The 21,609-nt window shown below is 43.5% G+C and carries 16 protein-coding genes; 1 reads left to right on the top strand and 15 read right to left on the bottom strand.

Going from position 1 to position 21,609, the window contains the following annotated elements:
* Positions 1–53: 53 nt before the first annotated feature.
* The 14 genes from PHN32_06680 to polA form a co-directional block, all read right to left on the bottom strand.
* Positions 54–1,757, bottom strand: coding sequence for a peptide ABC transporter substrate-binding protein (locus tag PHN32_06680; GenBank protein ID MDD3777274.1), 1,704 nt, complete (start codon positions 1,755–1,757; stop codon positions 54–56).
* Between the two features lie 79 nt (positions 1,758–1,836).
* On the bottom strand, positions 1,837–2,070 hold the full coding sequence (secG, locus tag PHN32_06675) for a preprotein translocase subunit SecG (GenBank protein ID MDD3777273.1): 234 nt from the start codon (positions 2,068–2,070) through the stop codon (positions 1,837–1,839).
* 70 nt (positions 2,071–2,140) lie between these two features.
* Entirely contained in the window at positions 2,141–3,700 is a 1,560-nt protein-coding gene (gpmI, locus tag PHN32_06670) for a 2,3-bisphosphoglycerate-independent phosphoglycerate mutase (protein MDD3777272.1), read from the bottom strand.
* Positions 3,701–3,752: 52 nt separating this feature from the next.
* Complete coding sequence (gene tpiA, locus PHN32_06665; GenBank protein ID MDD3777271.1) at positions 3,753–4,508, bottom strand: triose-phosphate isomerase; 756 nt, start codon at positions 4,506–4,508, stop codon at positions 3,753–3,755.
* Positions 4,509–4,524: 16 nt separating this feature from the next.
* Positions 4,525–5,715, bottom strand: a complete 1,191-nt coding sequence (locus PHN32_06660) for a phosphoglycerate kinase (GenBank protein MDD3777270.1) — start codon at positions 5,713–5,715, stop codon at positions 4,525–4,527.
* Positions 5,716–5,787: 72 nt separating this feature from the next.
* Complete coding sequence (gene gap / locus PHN32_06655; protein MDD3777269.1) at positions 5,788–6,801, bottom strand: type I glyceraldehyde-3-phosphate dehydrogenase; 1,014 nt, start codon at positions 6,799–6,801, stop codon at positions 5,788–5,790.
* 146 nt (positions 6,802–6,947) lie between these two features.
* A complete protein-coding gene (gene rapZ / locus PHN32_06650; protein MDD3777268.1) occupies positions 6,948–7,832 on the bottom strand; it encodes an RNase adapter RapZ in 885 nt (294 codons plus the stop codon).
* Positions 7,810–8,187: a phage holin family protein gene (locus tag PHN32_06645; protein ID MDD3777267.1), complete on the bottom strand. Its 378-nt coding sequence runs from the start codon at positions 8,185–8,187 to the stop codon at positions 7,810–7,812. Before PHN32_06645 ends, rapZ begins: the two co-directional genes overlap by 23 nt.
* Positions 8,188–8,207: 20 nt before the next feature.
* Complete coding sequence (uvrC, locus tag PHN32_06640; protein ID MDD3777266.1) at positions 8,208–10,052, bottom strand: excinuclease ABC subunit UvrC; 1,845 nt, start codon at positions 10,050–10,052, stop codon at positions 8,208–8,210.
* 2 nt (positions 10,053–10,054) lie between these two features.
* The gene (gene uvrA / locus PHN32_06635; GenBank protein ID MDD3777265.1) at positions 10,055–12,904 is read right to left on the bottom strand and encodes an excinuclease ABC subunit UvrA; all 2,850 of its coding nucleotides are present in this window, start codon (positions 12,902–12,904) and stop codon (positions 10,055–10,057) included.
* Between the two features lie 2 nt (positions 12,905–12,906).
* Positions 12,907–14,925, bottom strand: coding sequence for an excinuclease ABC subunit UvrB (gene uvrB, locus PHN32_06630; protein MDD3777264.1), 2,019 nt, complete (start codon positions 14,923–14,925; stop codon positions 12,907–12,909).
* Positions 14,909–15,565 carry a dephospho-CoA kinase gene (coaE, locus tag PHN32_06625; GenBank protein ID MDD3777263.1) on the bottom strand — a complete coding sequence of 219 codons (657 nt, stop codon included), beginning with the start codon at positions 15,563–15,565 and terminating at the stop codon, positions 14,909–14,911. Before coaE ends, uvrB begins: the two co-directional genes overlap by 17 nt.
* A gap of 99 nt (positions 15,566–15,664) precedes the next feature.
* The gene (rpsA, locus tag PHN32_06620) at positions 15,665–16,933 is read right to left on the bottom strand and encodes a 30S ribosomal protein S1 (protein MDD3777262.1); all 1,269 of its coding nucleotides are present in this window, start codon (positions 16,931–16,933) and stop codon (positions 15,665–15,667) included.
* A 99-nt stretch (positions 16,934–17,032) separates the two neighbouring features.
* Positions 17,033–19,687, bottom strand: a complete 2,655-nt coding sequence (polA, locus tag PHN32_06615) for a DNA polymerase I (protein MDD3777261.1) — start codon at positions 19,685–19,687, stop codon at positions 17,033–17,035.
* A gap of 281 nt (positions 19,688–19,968) precedes the next feature.
* Here polA and PHN32_06610 point away from each other — a divergent pair, with 281 nt between their 5' ends.
* A complete protein-coding gene (locus tag PHN32_06610; protein MDD3777260.1) occupies positions 19,969–20,679 on the top strand; it encodes a hypothetical protein in 711 nt (236 codons plus the stop codon).
* A gap of 87 nt (positions 20,680–20,766) precedes the next feature.
* Here PHN32_06610 and PHN32_06605 read toward each other — a convergent pair whose 3' ends face one another.
* Complete coding sequence (locus tag PHN32_06605; protein MDD3777259.1) at positions 20,767–21,483, bottom strand: hypothetical protein; 717 nt, start codon at positions 21,481–21,483, stop codon at positions 20,767–20,769.
* Positions 21,484–21,609 lie beyond the last annotated feature (126 nt).

The following is a 21,609-nucleotide window of genomic DNA, read 5'->3' as shown; positions in this document are numbered from 1 at the left end:
TGTAATGTAGGCTGTATAATAATACAATTCTGTTATTTATTCAAACAACTTTTCTATTTATCCAGCCATACTGTTTCCAGATTATAATTTTCCATACTATCCAGGAAAAATCCCTGTACATAAGGCTGAACTATTCTTCTGGAACCATAGAAGTATATGTTGGCAAAAGCATGGTCATTTAAGATCATCTTTTCAACCTCCCTATACTTGGCAATCCTTTCATCTTCATCCAGGGTAGCCCTGGCTTCTTCCAGCAGAGCATCTACATCAGGATTGTTGTAAGCAGCATAGTTATCTGCTGATTCTGAATGGAACAGGGGGAACAGGAAATTATCCATGGTAGGATAATCTGCAAGCCATCCCAGCCTGAAGAAGTTGATTTCACCATTCTGTGCTTTTTCCAGCATGGTTCCCCATTCATAGCCTTCCAGCTCAATGGTAACCCCCAGATCAGCAGCATCTGCCTGTATGGCTTCAGCTATGATCTCGTGGCTGGAACCGGTATTGTAGCCCAGTATCAAGGTAGGCAGGCCTTCTCCGTTAGGATATCCTGCTTCTTCCAGCAGCTGGGCTGCCTTGTCAGGATCATAGGTAATCTCTGAAGCCTGTTCCTGGAAACCGGGAATGCCGGGAGGAACAAAACCAGTAGACGGAGTAGGTACGTTTTCCCCTATTATTTCACATATGTTCTGCCTGTCTATCATATAGGCAATTGCTTCCCTTAATTTAGGATTATCCTTGAATGGCTCGGTTTCAATGTTCATTCCGTAATAATACAGAGCCAGCAATGGTTTGATGATAACCCCTTCGCTGATAGCAGGATCCTGCTTAGCGGCTTCTACCTGGCCGGTAGGTATCTGGGTATATTCCAGATTTCCAGCCTGGAATTCCAGGAATGCAGTATTTTCATCAGCCATAATTACGTATTTTACTTCATCCAGATAAGCGGGTTCTCTCCAGTAATCTTCATTTTTCTCCAAAGTTATGTACTGGTCGTGCGCCCATTCTACAAATTTGAAAGCACCTACGCCGTTGATATGCTCAGCATAAGTGTCTCCATACTGCTCAATATCTTCCTTGGCCACTGGATAAAATACAGTGTGGCCCAAGGTGTTGATAAAGTCAGCATAGGGATATTTCAAGGTTACTTCCAGAGTATAGTCATCCAGGGCCTTAACTCCTTCAAAGGTATCAGCTGAACCGTCCTGAAGTTCATCATAGCCCAGGATTGGATCCAGGTGATAAGCCAGATAGGACGCTGTATCGTCATCTGCTACCCTGGTCCAGGAATAAACAAAGTCATCAGCTACCAGTTCCCGGCCGCTGTGAAAATTTACTCCCTTTTGCAGGTAGAAAGTGTAAACCAGGCCATCATCAGAAACATCATAGGTCTCTACCAGTGCTGGTTCTGCTTCCAGGGTTTCGGGATTGTATTCGAATAAGCCATCCCATACCTGTCTTATAACCTGTATACCTTCACTTTCATAACTGTTAGGTGGATCCAGAGAAACCGGCTCATGTATATACATCCTAATGGTTCCGCCTTCTTTGGGACCTGCTGCTTCTTCAGCAGGCTCTTCTGCTGCTTCTTCGGCAGGTTCTTCTGCTGCTTCTTCAGCAGGCGCTTCTGCTGCTTCTTCAGCAGCAGGCTCTTCCACAGGAGGTACCTCCTGTGCGCAACTAGCAACCATGGTAACTACCATTATCAAAGCAACCATCATTGCCATTATTGTGCTTAATTTTCTAAATTTTAACATTTATCCTCCTCAATTTAACCGATTAATTACAAGATTATTTTTCCTATAGAGACCTCCTTTCAAATATAATCTTGTAAATTTACAATAATACAAATAACAATATGGTGGTTATGGCAAATACCACACCCACAATTATAGTAATCCTGTCCAGGTTTTTCTCTACTATCCCTGACCCATCAAAGGTGTCCACCATACCTGAAAACAGTCCGGAAATGCCTCCGCCCTTGCCGCTATGCAAGAGTATCAGCATTATTACCCCCAGACAACCCAGGATATGAATGGCAAACAAAATATTCAACCATACAGAACCCATTTATTTAAACCTCTTTCTAATAATTTTTTTAATTATTTTAACAAAAAAACAAAAATATCAAAATATGTTATTAAAACCTCTCCAATAATGAAATACCAGTCATGTCCGCTGGTTTTTCAATGCCCAGGATATCCAGCAAGGTGGGAGCTATATCACAGAGCTTAGGTTCTACATTTTCCCTTAATTTACCTATACTTTTGTCACAAATCACAAAAGGCACCTTGGAATTGGAATGTTTGGTTACTGTACCCCCGGTAACCGGATCTATCATTTCTTCCACGTTTCCATGGTCGGCGGTTATTATACCCAATCCTCCTACTTCCTGCAATTTATTTATCACCCTGCCTACACACTGATCCACCGTTTCCACCGCTTTTATGGCAGCATCTAAAAATCCGGTATGTCCCACCATATCCGGGTTGGCATAATTTACCACAATTACATCATAGAGTTCTTTTTCAATTTTTTCCAGCAAAGTATCAGTCACCTGAAAGGCGCTCATTTCAGGCTTAAGGTCATAAGTAGCCACTAAAGGGGAAGGAATAAGTATCCTGTCTTCCAGAGGGTTTGGTTTTTCAACGCCTCCATTAAAGAAAAAGGTAACATGGGCATACTTCTCGGTTTCAGCAATCCTTAATTGCCTTAGGCTATGTTTGGCCAGGACCTCACCCAGGGTATTTTTAATTTTATTCTGAGGAAAAGCTACTGCTGCCTCAAAATTTTTATCATACTGGGTCAAGCATACAAAAAATACCTGGGGCGGATTAGGTCCCCGGTCAAACAGCTCAAAGTCCTCACTGATAAAGGACCGGGTAAGCTGCCGGGCCCTGTCCGGCCTAAAATTAAAGAATATTATCGAGTCCCCTTCCTTTATCCTGGCACAGTCCTCATCATGCACCCCTATCAAAGCCGGAATGACAAATTCATCATCTTTTCCCTGATTATAGGAATCCTGTACCACTTGCCTGTAATCCGTATAATGCCGGCCTTGCCGGTAAACCATGGTATGGTAAGCTTTTTTAGTCCGGTCCCAGCGGTTGTCCCTGTCCATGGCATAATACCTTCCGCTTACTGTAGCTATTTCCCCTATGCCGTTCTGTTTTAGTATTTGCTCTGCTTGTTCCAAATAGGGAATAGCGCTTCGGGGCGGAACATCCCTGCCATCCAAAAAAGCATGCAGGTAAAGGTGGGATATGCCCTGGGAAGCCGCCAGCTTAACCAAGGCTTCCAGGTGTCCCATGTGGCTGTGTACTCCCCCATCTGACACCAGGCCCATTAAATGCAGGGCTTGTTTTCCGCTTTTTTTTGCCTGGGACATGGCTTTAAGCAAGACTTCATTTTCAAAGAACTGGCCACTGGATATGGATTTGTTTATTCGGGTATATTCCTGGTAGACTGTCCTTCCGGCCCCAATATTTAAATGCCCTACCTCGGAATTACCCATCTGGCCTTCAGGCAGGCCAACCGCTTCACCTGAAGCTTCCAATTCCGTGTAGGGGTAGTTACCCACGTATTCATCCATATTGGGGGTATTACCCAGATAAATGGCATTACCTTCCAGTTCACAGCATGTTCCCCAACCATCCAGTATAATCAGGCAAACCGGTCTTTTTCTGTTTTTTTTCACCATAAAACTTCAATCCGTTCCTTTAGGATTTAAATCACGGGAATTAGCACACCAGCTAATAATTGATTATAGACAGAAAATCATCCACCTTGAGGCTGGCGCCTCCCACCAGCGCGCCATCTATATCAGCTGCAGCCATCAGTTCACTAATATTATCCGGCTTAACACTGCCGCCATATTGAATTCTTACTGTATCTGCTGCCGTCTGTCCATAAATAGAAGATAGCTTTTCCCTGATATCCCTGCACATGGAATTGGCATCCTGGACCGTAGCCGTTTTCCCGGTGCCAATAGCCCATATGGGCTCGTAGGCCACAGTTAACAGTAATAACTGCTTAAGCTTTATATCTTCCAGGCACTGCACCAGTTGATTCAGTACAAAAGACTGCTCCCGGCCTTCCTCCCTAATCTCTAAAGTCTCTCCAATGCACAGTATAGGCTTCAACCCGTGATTAAATGCAGCCTTTATCTTTTTATTAATATCCTGGTCAGTTTCCTTAAAATACTGTCTTCGCTCACTATGGCCCAAAATTACATAATTTATCCCCATAGCTTTTAGCATGGCCGGGGATATCTCTCCCGTATAGGCTCCACTTTCCTCATAAAACATGTTCTGGGCACCCAAACTTACCTTAAGCTTATTGGCCTCCAACAAGGTTTGGGCTGATCTTAAGGCAGTAAAAGGAGGACATACGGCTATATCAGCACCATGCTTGTTTTCAAACTTGAACTCTAAATCATTAAAAAACTTGATGGCCTCCATATGGGTCATATTCATTTTCCAGTTACCCGCTATAAAGGGTACTCTCATCTTGATCACCTTTCTTTTACTTGTCCATTAAAGCGGCAACTCCCGGCAGAACTTTGCCTTCCAGAAGCTCCATAGCTGCTCCACCGCCACTGGATACATGGGTAAATTGACCGGACAGGTTATATTTCTTAATGGCCGCCAGTGTATCTCCGCCCCCTACTACGGTAACCGCATTACTCTGGGCTACTGCTTCTGCTATATTCCTGGTCCCATTTTCAAATCTTTCCCATTCAAACACCCCAAAGGGCCCATTCCAGAAAATGGTAGCAGCTTTGGCAATTTCCTGGCGGTAAAGCTCAATACTTTTCTCCCCTAAATCCATACCCATCCAGTCTACCGGTATGGACTGCACTGACACAGTTTGTTTATCTGAATCCTTATCATATTCCTTGGATACCACTATATCCATGGGAAGCAAAAACTTCACATTGTTTTTTTTAGCCAGCTCCAGCATCTCCCGGGCATAATCCAGCTGGTCATCTTCACAAATGGAAGTGCCGATTTCATATCCCTTGGCCTTAAAGAAGGTATAGCTCATACCTCCCCCCAAAATAAGGGTGTCCACTTTGCCTAGAAAATTCTTAATAACCTGAATCTTGTCTGAAACCTTGCTGCCTCCCAACAAAGCTATAAAAGGCCTCTGGGGATTCTCCAGCAGCGAATCCAGGGTTTCTACTTCTTTCTGCAGCAGGAAACCGGCCACTGCCGGCAGATACTCCGCTACCCCTGCCACTGAAGCATGTGCCCGGTGGGCTGCCCCAAAAGCATCGTCTACAAAAATTTCTGCCAGGGAGGCCAGGGATTGGGCAAACTGGGGATCGTTTGATTTCTCACCAGGGTTAAACCTTACATTTTCCAACATCACTACTTCCCCAAAATCCATGGTGTTATCAATATAATCCTTTATTTGTTCCGATACAGTCTCATCAAATTTTTTTACCTTAACCCCTATCATTTTTTCCAATTCCCGGGCAGCAGGATCCAGCCTGAATTTATCATCCGGCTCTCCCTTGGGACGGCCCAGATGCGCCATCAGTATCACCTTGGACTTTTTTTCAATTAGGTAATTTACCGTTTCCAGGGAAAGCTTTATTCGGGTATTGTCTGTTACTTGAAGGTTTTCATCCAAGGGTACATTATAATCTACCCTTACCAATACCTTTTTACGGGCTACGTCTATATCCTTTATGGTTTTTTTACTAAACATTTTGCACCACCTTGCTTTTCCAATAAATAACCGGGGTCATGCCCCGGTTATTTTGCTATTAAAGTATAATTATTATTTCATCAAGAATTTAATCAAATCCTTGCATCGGCAGCTGTAGCCCCATTCATTATCATACCAGGTCATAACCTTGGTAAGATCCCCCACCTTCATGGTGCTGGGAGCATCAAAAATGGTAGAATGGGGGTTGCCTACTATATCTATGGATACCAGGGGCTCTTCACTATACTGGATAATGCCCTCAAACTCTGGAGCCTGGGCCCCTTCAGCTATAGCCTGGTTAATTTCCTGTATGGAGGCATCCTGGTTCAGTTTAACTACCAAATCAATAATAGAGCCTACCGGTATGGGGGTCCTTAAAGCCAAGCCATCCAGCTTGCCTTCCAGTTCTGGTATTACCAGACCGATAGCCTTAGCCGCTCCGGTAGAAGTAGGTATAATAGACATAGCGGCAGCTCTGGCCCTTCTAAGGTCAGAATGGGGCAGATCCAATAGCTTCTGGTCATTGGTATAAGCATGTACGGTAGTCATAAACCCGCTCTCGATGCCAAATTTATCATTTAATATTTTGCAGATAGGCGCCAGGCCATTGGTGGTACAGGAAGCATTGCTGATAATATGGTGATTATCCTTATCATAATCCTGGTGGTTAACTCCCAATACCAGGGTTATGTCTGCGCCTCCGCCTTTCATGGGAGCTGAAACTATCACCTTTTTGGCTCCTGCATCCAAATGCAGCTGAGCCTGCTCTCTCTTCCTGAATATGCCGGTAGCTTCCAGCACTACATCCACTCCCAATTCGCCCCAGGGTATCTGGGCCGGATCCTTAATGGACATAACCTTGATCCTATCTTGTCCCACCACTATGCTGTCGCCGTCTACCCTAACTTCCTCTTCCATGATTCCATAAACAGAATCATATTTGAGGAGATGGGCCAGGGTTTTGGCATCAGTTAAATCATTAATGGCCACGAAATCTAAGCCTTCGCCCTTATCGTATTTCAAAGCTGCCCTTAATGTTTGTCTTCCAATCCTACCAAAACCATTAATTCCTACTTTTATTGCCATTTGGTTCCTCCCTTGATAAATAATTATTATTTTATAGTTTCAAAATTATAAATTAAAAGATTTTAACAAAATTATCTATAATTTAAAAGCACAATTTAGGTTATTATATAATATATGGGAGCCAATAAGAAATTATTTATATTTAACTATTCCTTATTAATGTCCCGATGGGTGGTTTTAACCGAATAACCCTTCATTTGCAGGTAATCGCCAATTTTTTCCGCCAGTACTACCGACCGGTGCTTTCCCCCGCTGCAGCCTATACCGATACCCAGATAACTTTTCCCTTCTGCAATATAATTGGGGATAAGGAAATCAAGCATTTTCTCCAACATCCTTAAAAACTTTTTAGTCTCGTCCCTGCCCAGCACAAAATCAATAACCTTCTGATGGGTGCCATTAAAATCCTTTAAATCTTTATCATAAAAAGGATTGGGTAAAAATCTTACGTCCAAAACCAAATCAACGTTTTCCGGCAGACCGTATTTATAGCCAAAGGAGGTAACTGATATCTGCAGCAGCTTACTTTTCTTGATACCGGTGACCAGCCGCTCGGTAATGGCAATACGGAGCTCCTTGGCATTGAGCAGGGTAGTATCTATAACCAGGTCCGCCCTCTGCCTTAGCTTGTCCATCTTATCCCTTTCCTGCTCTACGCCCTGGGCTATATCTCCATATTCTACCAGGGGGTGTTTTCTACGGGTAAGGGAATACCGGTTTACAATGACGCTTTTGGAAGCTTCCAGAAACAATATCTTGAAATCTATTTTTTTTCTCTCCAGCTCTTCCAAAGCCTGGTATATATGATCAAAAAAGTAACCGCTCCTTAGATCAATAGCCACTGCTATCTTATTGATAAGGTTGCGGCTGGAAGAGAAAAAATCAATAAGGCCCAGCAAAAGGCTGGCCGGAAGGTTATCAATACAGTAATAACCAGCATCTTCAAAATAATTTAGGGCTTCAGTTTTTCCGGCACCGGACAACCCCGTAATTATTACCAGGCTGACCCTATTTCCTTGATCGTCTTTCATAATAAACTATCTTGGTTAAAATTATACTGATTATGCTTATAACTACAGAACTGGCAATATAGCCCCAGAAGCCCTTCACTGCCAGGCCTTTTAGAAAATAATCAACAATCCATAGCATACCAGCATTTATTACAATATTGAATAGCCCCAGGGTTAATATGTTGATAGGTAAAGAAAGAAACCTGACTACAGGTTTTATAAAAGTGTGCAGCAGGCCCAGCAGCAGGCCTGCCAAAAAAGCTATCCAAAATTTTTCACCTACCGTATCGGCCATAATATCTATAAAAGGTAAAAAATAGGAAGCCACTGTTATGGAAAAGGTCATAATAACCCAGTCCAGAATCCATCTAAGCAAAATTAAACCCTTCCCTTGGTTTACTTATGCCAGTAATTATATATATTTAAGGCATCTTTGTAACTGATTCCCTTTATATTCATTAAATTTTCTACAGAATAGTGTTTAAGTTCCCCCAGGGAACCCACCTGCTGGCGGATATATTTTATCTTCTTAGGGCCTATGCCCTTTATCTCCTCCAGTACGGACCATACCATGTACTTGCTCCTTAAGCGCCTATGATAGCTTACTGCAAAATGATGGGCCTGGTCCCGGATATTGGTGATTATCCTCATATGGGGACTTCCCAGCTCCAGTTTTATCCCTTCCGGAAAACTCTTGGCAAAAATTACTTCTTCCCTCTTGGCTATGCTTATAAGGTCTATTTGGTCCAGGCCATACCGGACAAGAACCTTCCGGCCCACATTATACTGACCCTTTCCCCCATCGATTATAATTAAGTCAGGTACAGTATTAAAACTGTTCTCTATATCCATCCCGCTGCCTTGAAGGTGAGACAGCCTACGGCTTAAAACCTCATCCAGCATGGCATAATCATCCTGGCCTCCAATGCTGCGGATCCTAAAATGGCGGTAGTTTTCCTTAACCGGGCTGCCGTCTGCAAATACCACCATGGAGCCCACGGCAAAACTGGCCCCAAGATTGGAAATATCATAGCATTCCATGTGCCTGGGTATGGCATTAAGCTTAAGTATCTGTTTTAGTTTTAACAGCTCCTTATATAATTTGCTGTGCCCGCTGTCTTTTTCAAACTTCTTTTTTTCCATATACAGCTGGGCATTTCTATTTGCCATATCCATGATCCTTCTTTTTTCGCCTTTGAGGGGAATCTTTATTTTAGTTTTTTTGTCCTTCTGCCGGTATAACCAATCAGTTAAAGCCTCCCTTCCCTCCATTTGCCGGGAAATATATATGGTGGAAGGCATATTGTTGATGTTCTCATAATACCTGGTAATAAACCCGGACATTATATCGCTGTAAGACATGTACTGGATATGGTTTATAAGAAAGTTGTTTATCACTGCCAGTTCCCCCTCCCTGTAGGAGAAGAAGCTGACTGCTGCCATATTTTCCTGCTGGCTGTATCCCAGAACATCCCAGACCTGGCTGTCATGCAGCACTATTTTTTGCTGCTGGTACAGGGCTTCAATATTCTTCAATATGTTTTTCAGCTCTGATGCCTGCTCATACTCCTGTTTTTGGACATGCTGCTGTATCTGCTTTAAAAGCCTGTCTTTTACTATGCTGCTTTTGCCCTTTAAAAACATGGCAATATAATCCATGTTGCGGCGGTAATCCTCCTCGCTTATAGCTCCGATACAGGGAGCAGAGCATAGGTTTATATGATAGTTTAAACAGGGGCTATTATTTTTCTTGCCGGGCGAAGCCTGCCTGCAATCCCTTACCTTAAATGATTTCCTTAAAGTTTCCAGAACATTCCTGACCGGCCTGACATTGGTATAAGGGCCGAAATACCGGGCCCCCTTCAAATTGCGGTTACGGGTAAGGAATAAGCGGGGATACCTCTCTTTTTCGGTAATGACGATAAAAGGATAGGACTTGTCATCCTTTAAATCTACATTATAGCGGGGATGATTTTTCTTAATAAGGCTGCTTTCCAGCACCAATGCTTCCGCTTCGCTATCGGTAACTATATAGTCAATCTTTTTTACCTGATAAAAAAACTGGTTTATCCTGGTACCAAAATCCTGGTCTTTCTTATGGGTAAAATAACTCCTTACCCTTTTATTTAAGTCTTTAGCCTTGCCCACGTATATGGTATTGGCCTTTTCATCCTTAAACAGGTACACCCCCGGCTTATGGGGCAATATATCCAGGATTTTTTTTAAGTTGTTCTGTTCCATGGCTATGCCCTGGTTTTTTCCTTATTTACCTTAAGGTAGGGCTTTAGGAAATACCCGGTATAAGACTTTTTGCACCTTGCCAGCTGCTCAGGGCTCCCTTCCGCTACGATGCGGCCTCCCGCATCTCCCCCTTCAGGCCCCAGGTCAATAATATAATCGGCATTTTTGATAACCTCCAGGTTATGCTCTATGACCAGCACTGTATTACCGGCATCCACCAGCTTGTTGAGTACCTTTAACAGCTTGTTTATGTCATCAAAATGCAATCCGGTAGTAGGCTCATCCAAAAGGTACAGGGTCTTACCGGTACTCCTTTTAGACAGTTCAGTTGCCAGCTTAACCCTCTGGGCTTCTCCCCCGGAAAGGGTAGTGGAGGACTGCCCCAGCTGTATATATCCTAAACCAACATCATTTATTACTTTAAGCTTGGCTGCAATCCTGGGAATATTTTTAAAGAAATTAAAGGCTTCCTCTATGGTCATATTTAACACCTGGTCGATATTTTTACCCTTATACTTTATTTCCAGGGTCTCCCGGTTATACCTTCTAGCCTTGCATACCTCGCAGGGTACATATATGTCCGGCAAAAAGTGCATTTCTATTTTAATCAACCCGTCACCCTTGCAGGCCTCACACCTGCCGCCTTTTACATTGAAAGAAAACCTTCCCGGTTTATAACCCTTCATCTTGGCTTCAGTGGTTTTAGCAAAAAGCTCCCTGATATAAGTAAACACACCGGTATAGGTAGCCGGATTGGACCGGGGAGTCCTGCCTATGGGAGACTGGTCTATTACTATTACTTTGTCCAGCTTATCATAACCTTCCAGCCTGTCATGGGCCCCCGTCCAGTGATGGGTGCGGTTTAAAACATTGTGCAGTGCGGGATACAATGTCTCATTTACCAGGGTACTCTTACCAGAACCGGAAACGCCGGTAACCGATACAAATTTACCCAATGGTATCTTTGCTTCAATGGATTTTAAATTATGTTCACGGGCCCCCCTAACAGTTAGGTAATGTCCGTTGCCTTTCCTTCTTTTGGAAGGTACTTTAATAGACTTTTCCCCCTTAAGGTACTTACCGGTGACAGACTGGCTGCACCCGCATATATCTTTCAGGCTGCCGCTGCACACCAGCCGTCCCCCATGAACCCCCGCTCCAGGCCCAATATCCACAATATGGTCTGCCTGCCGGATAGTTTCCTCATCATGCTCTATTACCACAATGGTATTGCCCAAATCCCTCAATCTCTTTAAAGCTTCTATTAGCTTGCTGTTATCCCTCTGATGCAATCCTATGCTGGGCTCATCCAGTATATACAGCACTCCTACCAGGCCGGAGCCAATCTGGGTGGCCAGGCGTATCCTCTGTGATTCCCCTCCGGAAAGGGTGCCGGCTTCCCGGGCCAGGGTAAGGTACTCCAATCCTACATCCTTTAAAAATGTTAATCGTTCCCTTATTTCCTTTAATATGCCCTTGGCTATGAGCATATCCCTCTTATCCAGTTCCAGCTTATCCAGCCAAGCTATCTCCTGGGCTATGGTAAGCTGGCAGAAGTCGGCAATAGATTTACCGCCAATAGTAACCGCCAGCACTTCCGGCCTTAGCCTCTGGCCCCCACAGCTGCTGCAGGGCTTGGTCACCATAAGCTCATCATATTTGTTTCTCTGGTATTCTGAATCAGTTTCCACATATCTTCTTCCCACCATATGAGCCAGGCCATCAAACTTTACATAGTAGAATTTGCGCCTGCCCTTGTAACCCCGGTAGCTTATTCGCATCTTGTGGCCGTTACCCCCGTACAGCAGCAAGTCCTGTACGGCCTGGTCCAAGTCCTGGAAAGGACGGTCCAGGTCAAAATTATATTCAGAGGCCAGGTTTTTTATTATCTGGGAATAGTAATTGGAATAACCCATATTAATAAAGGGAATAGCTCCAGAATTGATGCTCAGGTCAGGCCTTTTTACGATCAGGCTGGGGTCAGCTTCCTTCTTGCTGCCCAGGCCGGTACAAGCCGGGCAGGCCCCATAAGGATTATTGAAAGAGAACATCCGGGGAGTAAGCTCCTCAAAATCTATACCGCATTCCACACATGAGAAATTTTCCGAAAAAGTCATAAGCTGGTTGGTATCCGGCAAATGAATATAAGCCAAACCTTCGCTTTCCCTTAAAGCAGTTTCCAAATCTTCGGTAAGCCTGGACCGGACCCCCTCTTTTATCTTTAGCCTGTCAATTACAATATCAATATCATGCTTTACATTCTTATCCAGGTTAGGGGAAAAGTCCTGGTCCAGCTCATGGACCTGGCCGTCCACCCTTACCCTGGCATAGCCTTCCTTCTTGATATTTTCAAATAGTTTTACATATTCCCCTTTCCGGCCCCTGACTACCGGGGCCAGGACCTGGAATTTGGTTCCCGGCTCCAGGTCCAGTACCCGGTCTGCCATTTGATCTACCGTTTGCTTATCTACCGGACGCCCGCATTGATAGCAGTGGGGTTTACCTATTTGGGCATACAATACCCTTAAATAGTCATATATCTCGGTAATGGTACCCACTGTGGACCGGGGATTATGGGATACCCCCTTTTGGTTAATGGATACCGCAGGAGACAGGCCTTCAATTAAATCCACATCCGGTTTGTCCATCTGGCCCAAAAACTGCCGGGCATAGGAGGAAAGGGATTCCACATACCTTCTCTGGCCTTCGGCATATAGGGTATCAAAAGCCAGGGAAGACTTGCCGGAGCCGCTTACCCCTGTAAATACTATAAATTTTTCCCGGGGTATCCTTAAACTTATATTCTTAAGGTTATGCTCCCGGGCGCCTTTAATATATATTTCTGATTTCAACTTTAAACCTCAATATTGGTAATCTTTTTTATCTTTTTTATCTGATCCCTTATAACTGCCGCCTGCTCAAATTCCATATCCCCGGCAGCCCGGTGCATTTCTTCCTCCAGGCCTCCCAGTATACGGGCAATCTGGTCAGGATCCATGGCCAGCAGCTTGGATTCGCTATAAGCAGCTTTTTTTTGAGAAACTTTAAATTCTTCTTTTTTGCTTTTGGATTTTATTCCTGCCGCATACAGTATATCAGTTATATTCTTACTTATAGTAGTAGGCACAATATTATGTTCCCGGTTGTATTCCATCTGTATGGCTCTTCTTCTTTCCGTTTCCCCCATAGCCCTGCTTAAAGCCTTGGTCATATGGTCGGCATACATGATAACCTTACCATTTACGTTCCTGGCAGCCCGGCCAATGGTTTGTATCAGGGATATCTCCGACCTTAAAAAGCCCTCTTTATCTGCATCCAGTATGGCCACCAGGGAAACTTCCGGCAAATCCAATCCTTCCCTCAACAGGTTTATGCCCACCAGCACATCAAACTCCCGGCTTCTTAAGCCCCTTAAGATTTCTATCCTTTCAATGGTGTCAATAGTGGAATGAAGGTACCTTACCTTAATATTTTGACTGGCCAGGTAATCGGCCAAGTCTTCAGCCATTCTTTTGGTAAGGGTGGTGATTAAAACCCTTTCATCCCTCGCTGTCCTTTGTTTGATCTCTGCTATAAGGTCATCAATCTGGCCCCGGGTAGGCTTTATAACCACCTCCGGGTCTATCAGGCCGGTAGGCCTGATTATCTGCTCCACTACCTGTTTGCTGGCAGATTTTTCATATGGCCCGGGAGTAGCTGAAGTGAAAATAACCTGCTTTATTTTATGTTCAAACTCTTCAAATCGCAGGGGCCGGTTATCCAAAGCGGAAGGCAGCCTAAAACCATAATCTACCAATACCTGCTTACGGGACCGGTCCCCTTCATACATCCCCCTTATTTGTGGTACGGTAATATGGGATTCATCAATAACCATCAAAAATTCATCCGGGAAAAAATCAATCAAGGTATTAGGGGTCTCCCCCGGTTTTTTGCCCAATATATGGCGGGAATAGTTTTCGATGCCGCTGCAAAACCCCAGCTCGGCAATCATTTCCATATCATAACGGGTGCGGGATTCCAGTCTCTGGGCTTCCAGAAGCTTCCCCTGGTCCTTAAACCATTTCAACCTCTGCTCCAATTCCTGTTCAATAGTTTCCAGGGCCCTTTCTACCCATTCCATAGTAGTTAAAAAATGAGTGGCAGGAGATATTACTACTGTTTCCTGAGCTTGGTAGATTTCTCCCGAAACCGGGTTAAATTCCATTATTTTCTCCACTTCATCCCCAAAATACTGTACCCTTATAGCCCGGTCCTGGTAAGCAGGAAAGATCTCTGCCGTATCTCCTTTTATCCTGAATTTGCCATTGGAAAAATCATAATCATTGCGCTCATACCGGATATTTACCAATCTTTGTATTAACTGGTCCCGGGGGAAATCCTGGCCTGTTTTTAGTATTATTCTCTGTTTGCCGTATTCGGTAGGGGAACCCAAGCCATAAATGCAGGACACACTGGCCACTACCACCACATCGTTCCTGGTATAAAGGGAGTTGGTAGCAGAAAGCCTCAATTTCTCTATTTCTTCATTGATGGAAGTGTCTTTCTCTATATACATATCCTTGCTGGGTATATAGGCTTCCGGCTGGTAATAATCATAATAGGATACAAAATATTCCACGGCATTGTGGGGAAAGAACTCCTTAAACTCACTAGCCAGCTGGGCGGCCAGGGTTTTATTGGGAGCGATAACCAAGGTTGGCAATTGTAATTTACTGATAACATTGGCTACAGTGTAGGTTTTTCCAGAACCGGTTACCCCCAGCAAAGTTAAAAACTTGTGGTCTTCCAGCAGCCCTGAAGACAGCTGTTCTATTGCTTTGCCCTGATCCCCCTGAGGCCGGTAATTGGATACAATTTCAAACCTGTGATCCATGGCTGGAGCTCCTGAGAATAATATCCTGGGCTAAATTTTCTATTCCTGACCACAATCTTTTTTCAGACCTGGTGTTCTCCAAAGTAAAATCCACTAGGCTCCGGTCTATCCTTATCTTCTGCCCCTTTATTTTTAGCTGGGCTTCCTCTTCCGGCATTCCCAGAGAGATTAAGAATTTTTTCCGGTACCGGGGAGGAGATTTTACCCATACTACGTAATGGCACAGCAGGTTGAGCTTACAGCTAAACAGTATGGCTGCATCTATGATTAAATAATCCAGGTCCTGGCTGGCATCAACCTGTTCCTTTACTTCTCTCCTTATAGCAGGAAACATAATCCGGTTAAGCTTGGTAAGCTGGGCTTTACTGCCAAACACCTCCAAGGCAAGGGCTTTTAGGTCTAGCTGGCCATTATTAAATACCTCTTCCCCCAAGTCCCGCCTTATATCCTTAAGCAATTCAGGTTTGCTCTCATATAATCCTTTAGCCAGGCCATCTACATCAATTACCCTGCTATTGGGCAGCAGCTTTTCTAATCCGGAAGCAACCGTAGTTTTTCCCGCACCAATTTTTCCTACTATTCCAATTATAAAAATTATATCCTCCCTGTCCCCTGCCAGAATAATTAAATGATATATCAAAAAAGATAAAAATCAATGAATGTAGTTTTAGGCAGCCACTTAGGCTGCCTAAAATTAAACAGAATTTATATGATACTTAAAGCCTAAGGCCGGCCAATCCTATTCCAGATTGGCTTCGTCCTTCATTTCTTTTAGCAGTTTCTGTATGGTTTCCTGTTTTTCCTGGGAAACCTCTTCTTCCGGGCTTTCCTGGTCCTGGTCCCCTGTAGTAGTATCCTGCCCTTTTTCAGGTTCCTTATCTTCTTTCTGGTCCTGGGCAGGCTCTTCTACCTGTTTTACGCTGAAGGCCATCCTTCTTTTATCAAAGTCTATATCTATAATCCTGACCATAAGCTCATCCCCGATCTTGGCCACATCACTGGGCCTCTTGATGGGTTCGCTGCTTAGTTCAGAAATATGCACCAGTCCTTCCATGCCTTCTTCTATTTGCACAAATAAACCAAATTTTACTATCCTGGTTACTTTGCCCTTTACAATATCGCCATTGGTAAACTGCTTTATTTTCTCCATCCAGGGATCTTTTTGGGTTTGTTTTAGCCCCAAAGACAGCCTCTGCTTATCATAATCAACATCCAAAATCTCGACATCAACTTCATCATTTACTTCCACTACTTCTGAAGGATGTTTTACATGATTCCAAGAAAGCTCAGAAATATGGATAAGCCCATCCACGCCATCCACATCCACAAAAGCGCCAAATTCAGCTATGCTGGTAATAACACCCTTCCTTATCTGGCCTACTTCTATGCTTTCCAGCACTTCTTTTCTCTGTTCTCTTCTCTCGTCTTCAATAATGGCTTTTCTGGACAGCACTACATTATTCCGGTTGCGGTCTACCTCAATAATTTTACACTTACATTTTTCCCCTATATAAGAGGCCAGTTCCTTGGTTTTTCTAACATCTATAAGTGACGCCGGTAAAAAGCCCCTTAACCCTATGTCTAATATTAATCCGCCCTTGACACATTCTATTACTTCTCCCTCTACGGTGCCTCCGCTTCGGTATAGCTCTTCTACCATATCAAAATTCTTCTCTATTTCTGCCCTCTTTTTGGAAAGAAGCAACCTTCCATCCTGGTCTTCTTTCTGGAGCACCAGTATTTCTACGGTATCATCTACGCTTACTATCTCTTCGGGTTTGGCATTGTTTCTAATGGATAATTCAGATAACGGTATTACTCCCTCAGACTTGTACCCTATATCAATCAGCACTTCATCCTTGTCTATCTTCACTACCCTTCCCTTAAGAATGTCTCCCTCGTTAAAATCTATTATGGTTAAGTCGTAATTGGGAACCATATTACCGTTCTCATCCTCCACCATACAATTATCATCAGTAATGTTTCCGTCTAAATTATCCTTAAACATGTTAAAATAAATCACCCTCTCTTTTTAATAGTCCAAAAAGAATATCACGCAATATAAAAATTATCAATATTTTGAAATATTTATTATAAGATATTTTTTTTAAATATACCAATTAGGTCCGATATTTACATCCACCCTCAAACGGACCTTCAGGCTCACGCAGTCTTCCATGGATTCCCTAACCAGCCTGGACACCTTTTCAGAGTCTTCTTCCTTTAGTTCCAGAACCACTTCATCATGTACATTGAGGATTAAATTGCTGTCCACCTGTTGATGTTTAAGCTGCCGGTAAACCTGTATCATGGCCAGTTTCATAATATCAGCAGCACTTCCCTGTATGGGTGTATTTACCGCCAGCCTCTCTCCCAGGCTTCTAAGCCTCCCATTGCTGCTCCCCAGCTCTACAATCTTCCTTTTCCGGCCAAAAATAGTGGTAGCATAGCCACAGCTGTAAGCAGTAGTTATAAGCTGGTCTAGATAAGTCTTTACCTGGGGATAACGGGCAAAATAGGCCTGGATATAATCTTCTGCTTCCTGCTCAGAAATATCCAGCCTGCCCATCAAGCCGTATTTGGTCATGCCGTAGATTATGCCAAAATTAATAGCTTTTGCCTTTCTTCGTAAAGTTTCATCTACCTTTTGGTAATCTACTCCAAATATTTCAGAAGCAGTCCGGGAATGAATATCCTGGCCCTGGTTGAAAGCATCAATCAAGCCTTCATCTCCTGACAGATGGGCCAACACCCTCAGTTCAATCTGGGAATAATCAGCGGCCAGTATCAGGTCATAACCGGGACCAGGGATGAAAGCTTTCCTGATCTTCTTACCCAGAGAAGTCCGTATGGGAATATTCTGTAAATTGGGATCATTGGAGCTAATACGGCCGGTAGTGGTACCCATCTGATTATAGGTGGTATGTATCCTTCCGTCCCGGGGCTCAACCAGCTTGGGCAAAACGTCTATATAGGTATTCTTCAATTTGGTTAACTCCCGGTAGTCCAGTATCTTGGCTATTACCGGAGATTGGCCATAAATGGCAGACAGTGCGGAAGCATCAGTAGAATAACCGGTCTTGGTCCTCTTGGTAGGGGTAAGCTTGAGTTTCTCATATAATATAGAAGCCAGCTGCTGGGTAGAATTAAGGTTAAACTTTTCTCCACACAGCTCAAAGATTTCCTGCTCCAGCTCCCTTATATTCTGGTCATATTCTACTATCAGCTTATTTAGATAGGCCTGGTCTACATAAACCCCCCTATATTCCATATTGGCCAGCACCTCAATCAATGGCTCTTCAATCTGGGCATATACCCTATCCAGCCCTTCCTGTTTTAACTTTTGTTCCAGCTGCCCATAAATCTGCTCCAATAATCCAATACTGGCCAGCCCCAGGTCTAAATTACGTTCCGGCCCTGTCCCCAGTTCCAGCTGCATCTGGCCGCATTTTTGTTCCTGCTCCAGGTCCAGGCTGCACATATTGTAGGCCAAATCCTTCCAGCTTATATCAGGCAGGTGCTGGTTTAAAAGCAAATACATTATTTTTACATCAGCTACTTTGCCCTTCAAGGGACAGCCCAGGGCCATCAGCAACTTATATATGCCTTTAAAATCATACCCGCATTTTAACACCGGGGATGCCAAAAGCTGGGCCAGGCTGTCTTTTAACTCATCCTTATTTAAGCGGTTCAGCTCAACATGGTAAGCAGGACCGTTACCGGAGCATAGAAGCAAAGAGGGGGGACTGGTTTCCAGCTTAAGCAGATACAAACGGTCATCTATTTTTTCTGACAGAGCCAGTAAATCTTGCGGGGAGGTAACCTCTGCCAGATCCTTCTTTTCCCATCTGCGGTTAACCGGCCCTGATAGTTTTTTGTCTCCCAGGTTAAGATCACCCAGCTTTTTTAACAGGTTCTTAAACTCCAAGTTGTTAAACAGCCTTTCCACTTCAGGTCTTTGAATATTGGTAAAAGATTTATGCAGGTATTCTTCCCAACCCAGGTCTTCAATATCCTTTAACCGGGTAAGGGCCAGGCTCATTTCGGCCATATCTTTCTGCTGCTCCAAATTAGACCTCAACTTTTCATTTTTAACCTGGGCCAGGTTTTGATATATTTCTTTTACTCCGGAAAATTGGGCCAGCAGCTTCCGGGCAGTTTTGGGTCCTATACCCATCACTCCCGGAATATTATCCGAACTGTCACCCATCAAAGCCAGCAAATCCTTTATGCGGGAAGGACTAACCCCAAATTTTTCTTTTACCTGTTTTGAGTCATAGATAAGGGTATCGGTAATGCCTTTTTTGTTTACTACTACCTGAACCTTACCGGATACCAGTTGCAGGATATCTTTATCCCCGCTTACAATCAGCACCTGATCATAGCCTGAACCGGCCTGCCGGGCCACAGTGGCAATAATATCATCAGCCTCATAGCCTTCTTTCTCTAAAACAGGTATTTTTAAAACAGCCAGTACTTCCTTTATCAGGGGAAACTGTGCTCCCAGCCCTTCAGGCATTTTCTTGCGGTTTATCTTATACTGGCGGTAAGCCTCATGCCTGAATGTGGGGCCGCTGGTATCAAAAGCAGCGATAATGCTTTCCGGCTGATAATCCTCGATAAGCTTAAACAGCATACTGGTAAAACCCAGTACGGCATTGGTGGTAGTGCCGGCAGTAGTGGCAATAGTTTCCGGCAAAGCATAAAAAGCCCGGTAGGCTATATTGTTTCCATCTATAAGCATCAATATTTTTGGTTCCAATGGACATCCTTTACCTAGATTTAATTTTAAAACCTCCTATATTATACATTTACCCCTGGTTATATGTAAAATTGCAGCTACACCCACAGGCCTGGGCACCCGTAAACTATATTTATATAAGGCTAGTATTTTACTATTATGCCTCCCCTATAAAGTCCTAAAATATATTATATATTTATTTTCTTTTTCGCCTTTCATCTCTATAATTCATCTATAATAATTTTTAATTAAGGTCACCTTTTTTAATTCTCGCTATATCAAATTATGAGAAAGGAGAAAAAATGGCCAAAGTGAAAACAGTTGCCAATCTGATGTTGGTCATTTTTGTGATTGCTGTTCTAGCTGTTTTTGCTGCTGCCTGCGGCAATTCCAGCACTTCTACTGCACAAACAGCAAGCCCGGTACAGGAAACTGAACCTGAAATTACTTCTGAGCAAACCGAGGCAGCGGAACCAGAAACCATGGTAGAGGAAACTGAACCAGCCGAAGAGCCTGCCCCTGAAGAAGTCCAGGAAAGCGGGGAATGTCCTTCTTCTACCACCGTATCCGTAGAATCTACCAACGGAGCCTATGCCGACAGGGCGCCCATCAGTTGGGACCTTATCGGTACCCAGGCCGCCACCATCTCTAACTCTACTAATAATACGGGCCTGTTTATCTACATTGCTAATTTTGAGACTTCAGAGAACCTTAAGGATGTTGCCCTCTCTGACGGCCAGGCAGTATTACAGTTCACTGTAAATGTAGTAGGTGAAGGTGATCCGGTACCAGTCAGCCTTGGTTCTTACAATGTAAAGGAATGGGTAGATAATTATGCCTCTGCCTCCATCAGGCTTACCGGGGGAACCACCCTTTCTGTATCCACTGCTGATACTACCATTGGGGAATTTGAAATAACTTCTGTTACTGATACAGAAGTTTGCGGAAAATTTAATATAGAGGAAAAATGGACTAAAATGTCCGGTGAATTCAAGGTACCTATTATGCAATAGTTTAGGCCACCTAAATTTATTTATAAAATAATAATAAAAGGGAACTTTTAAGTTCCCTTTTATTATGGCCAAGCCCAATTACTCCTGTTAGCGGGAAATACCGGCGGCAAATTTTACCCCTAAATCTATGAAATTTTTAATGTCTTCCGTCTTTTCCAGGGTATAAGTAACTTTTATATCCAGCTTTCCAAAATCATATGAAAACAGCGGCAGCTGGGCAAAATTTTTTAAACCACCGGTATAAGAGACAAGATCATATTCATTTTCAGCAGTGATAACCTGGTTAAAAATATCAGCAGAAGTTGCATAGGCAACAAAAGCTCCCCTAAGTTTTGGATTAGAACATTCAAAAGGCTTAAAATATAACAATTGCTCCCGCTTAATATTCCAAATATTAGCCATAACTGTTAAGGGGATATTTCCTAAAATGCCCCCGGTTTCCGATTTATTCCCTGCGGGTCCCCCATACGGCATAAGAAGGCAAGAGCCTTTTGGTGCATCAGGAATGACCGCAGAAAAAATTGAATAAGGCTGGTTCCTTTTAAACTCAATCTCCATATAAAGATAGGAGCACAAGGTCCAGTCTATTCCCTTTTCCTTACCGCCCAACTTAAAGTTTAAACTGCTTTTTTCCATATCATCCCCCCAAAGATGGGCCGTACTTCCTTTCTGGTATTTCCAACCGCTTGATTTAAAGAACTCTTCCCTGGAAGAGCTACCTTCCCTTTTCTTGGTCACTATGATTACAGCCATCACTGCCAGGCCCAGGACCATTATTATCAGAGGCAAATAATTCAAAGGCATACTAGTATCCTTCCCTGCCCAAATTTTGTAATCTGGGTAAAATTTTTTTAGGTTCCTGTTATTCCCGGCAGCGGTAAAAGATAAAGATAAATAGATTTGTAACAGGTGCCGGAATTATAATAAATG

The sequence above is a fragment of the Actinomycetota bacterium genome (genome assembly GCA_028698215.1).
Classification (GTDB): Bacteria; Actinomycetota; Humimicrobiia; order Humimicrobiales; family Humimicrobiaceae; genus Halolacustris.
This window is presented reverse-complemented; position numbering and strand designations above follow the sequence as displayed.

Bases quoted from the DNA above. Each gene is read 5' to 3' on its own strand.
- tpiA (MDD3777271.1), bottom strand. From the start codon at position 4,508: ATGAGAGTACCCTTTATAGCGGGTAACTGGAAAATGAATATGACCCAT.
- uvrB (MDD3777264.1), bottom strand. From the start codon at position 14,925: ATGGATCACAGGTTTGAAATTGTATCCAATTACCGGCCTCAGGGGGAT.
- rapZ (MDD3777268.1), bottom strand. From the start codon at position 7,832: ATGAAAGACGATCAAGGAAATAGGGTCAGCCTGGTAATAATTACGGGG.
- rpsA (MDD3777262.1), bottom strand. From the start codon at position 16,933: ATGTTTAAGGATAATTTAGACGGAAACATTACTGATGATAATTGTATG.
- gpmI (MDD3777272.1), bottom strand. From the start codon at position 3,700: ATGGTGAAAAAAAACAGAAAAAGACCGGTTTGCCTGATTATACTGGAT.
- gap (MDD3777269.1), bottom strand. From the start codon at position 6,801: ATGGCAATAAAAGTAGGAATTAATGGTTTTGGTAGGATTGGAAGACAA.
- PHN32_06680 (MDD3777274.1), bottom strand. From the start codon at position 1,757: ATGTTAAAATTTAGAAAATTAAGCACAATAATGGCAATGATGGTTGCT.
- PHN32_06610 (MDD3777260.1), top strand. From the start codon at position 19,969: ATGGCCAAAGTGAAAACAGTTGCCAATCTGATGTTGGTCATTTTTGTG.
- uvrC (MDD3777266.1), bottom strand. From the start codon at position 10,052: ATGGAACAGAACAACTTAAAAAAAATCCTGGATATATTGCCCCATAAG.
- PHN32_06660 (MDD3777270.1), bottom strand. From the start codon at position 5,715: ATGTTTAGTAAAAAAACCATAAAGGATATAGACGTAGCCCGTAAAAAG.
- secG (MDD3777273.1), bottom strand. From the start codon at position 2,070: ATGGGTTCTGTATGGTTGAATATTTTGTTTGCCATTCATATCCTGGGT.
- PHN32_06605 (MDD3777259.1), bottom strand. From the start codon at position 21,483: ATGCCTTTGAATTATTTGCCTCTGATAATAATGGTCCTGGGCCTGGCA.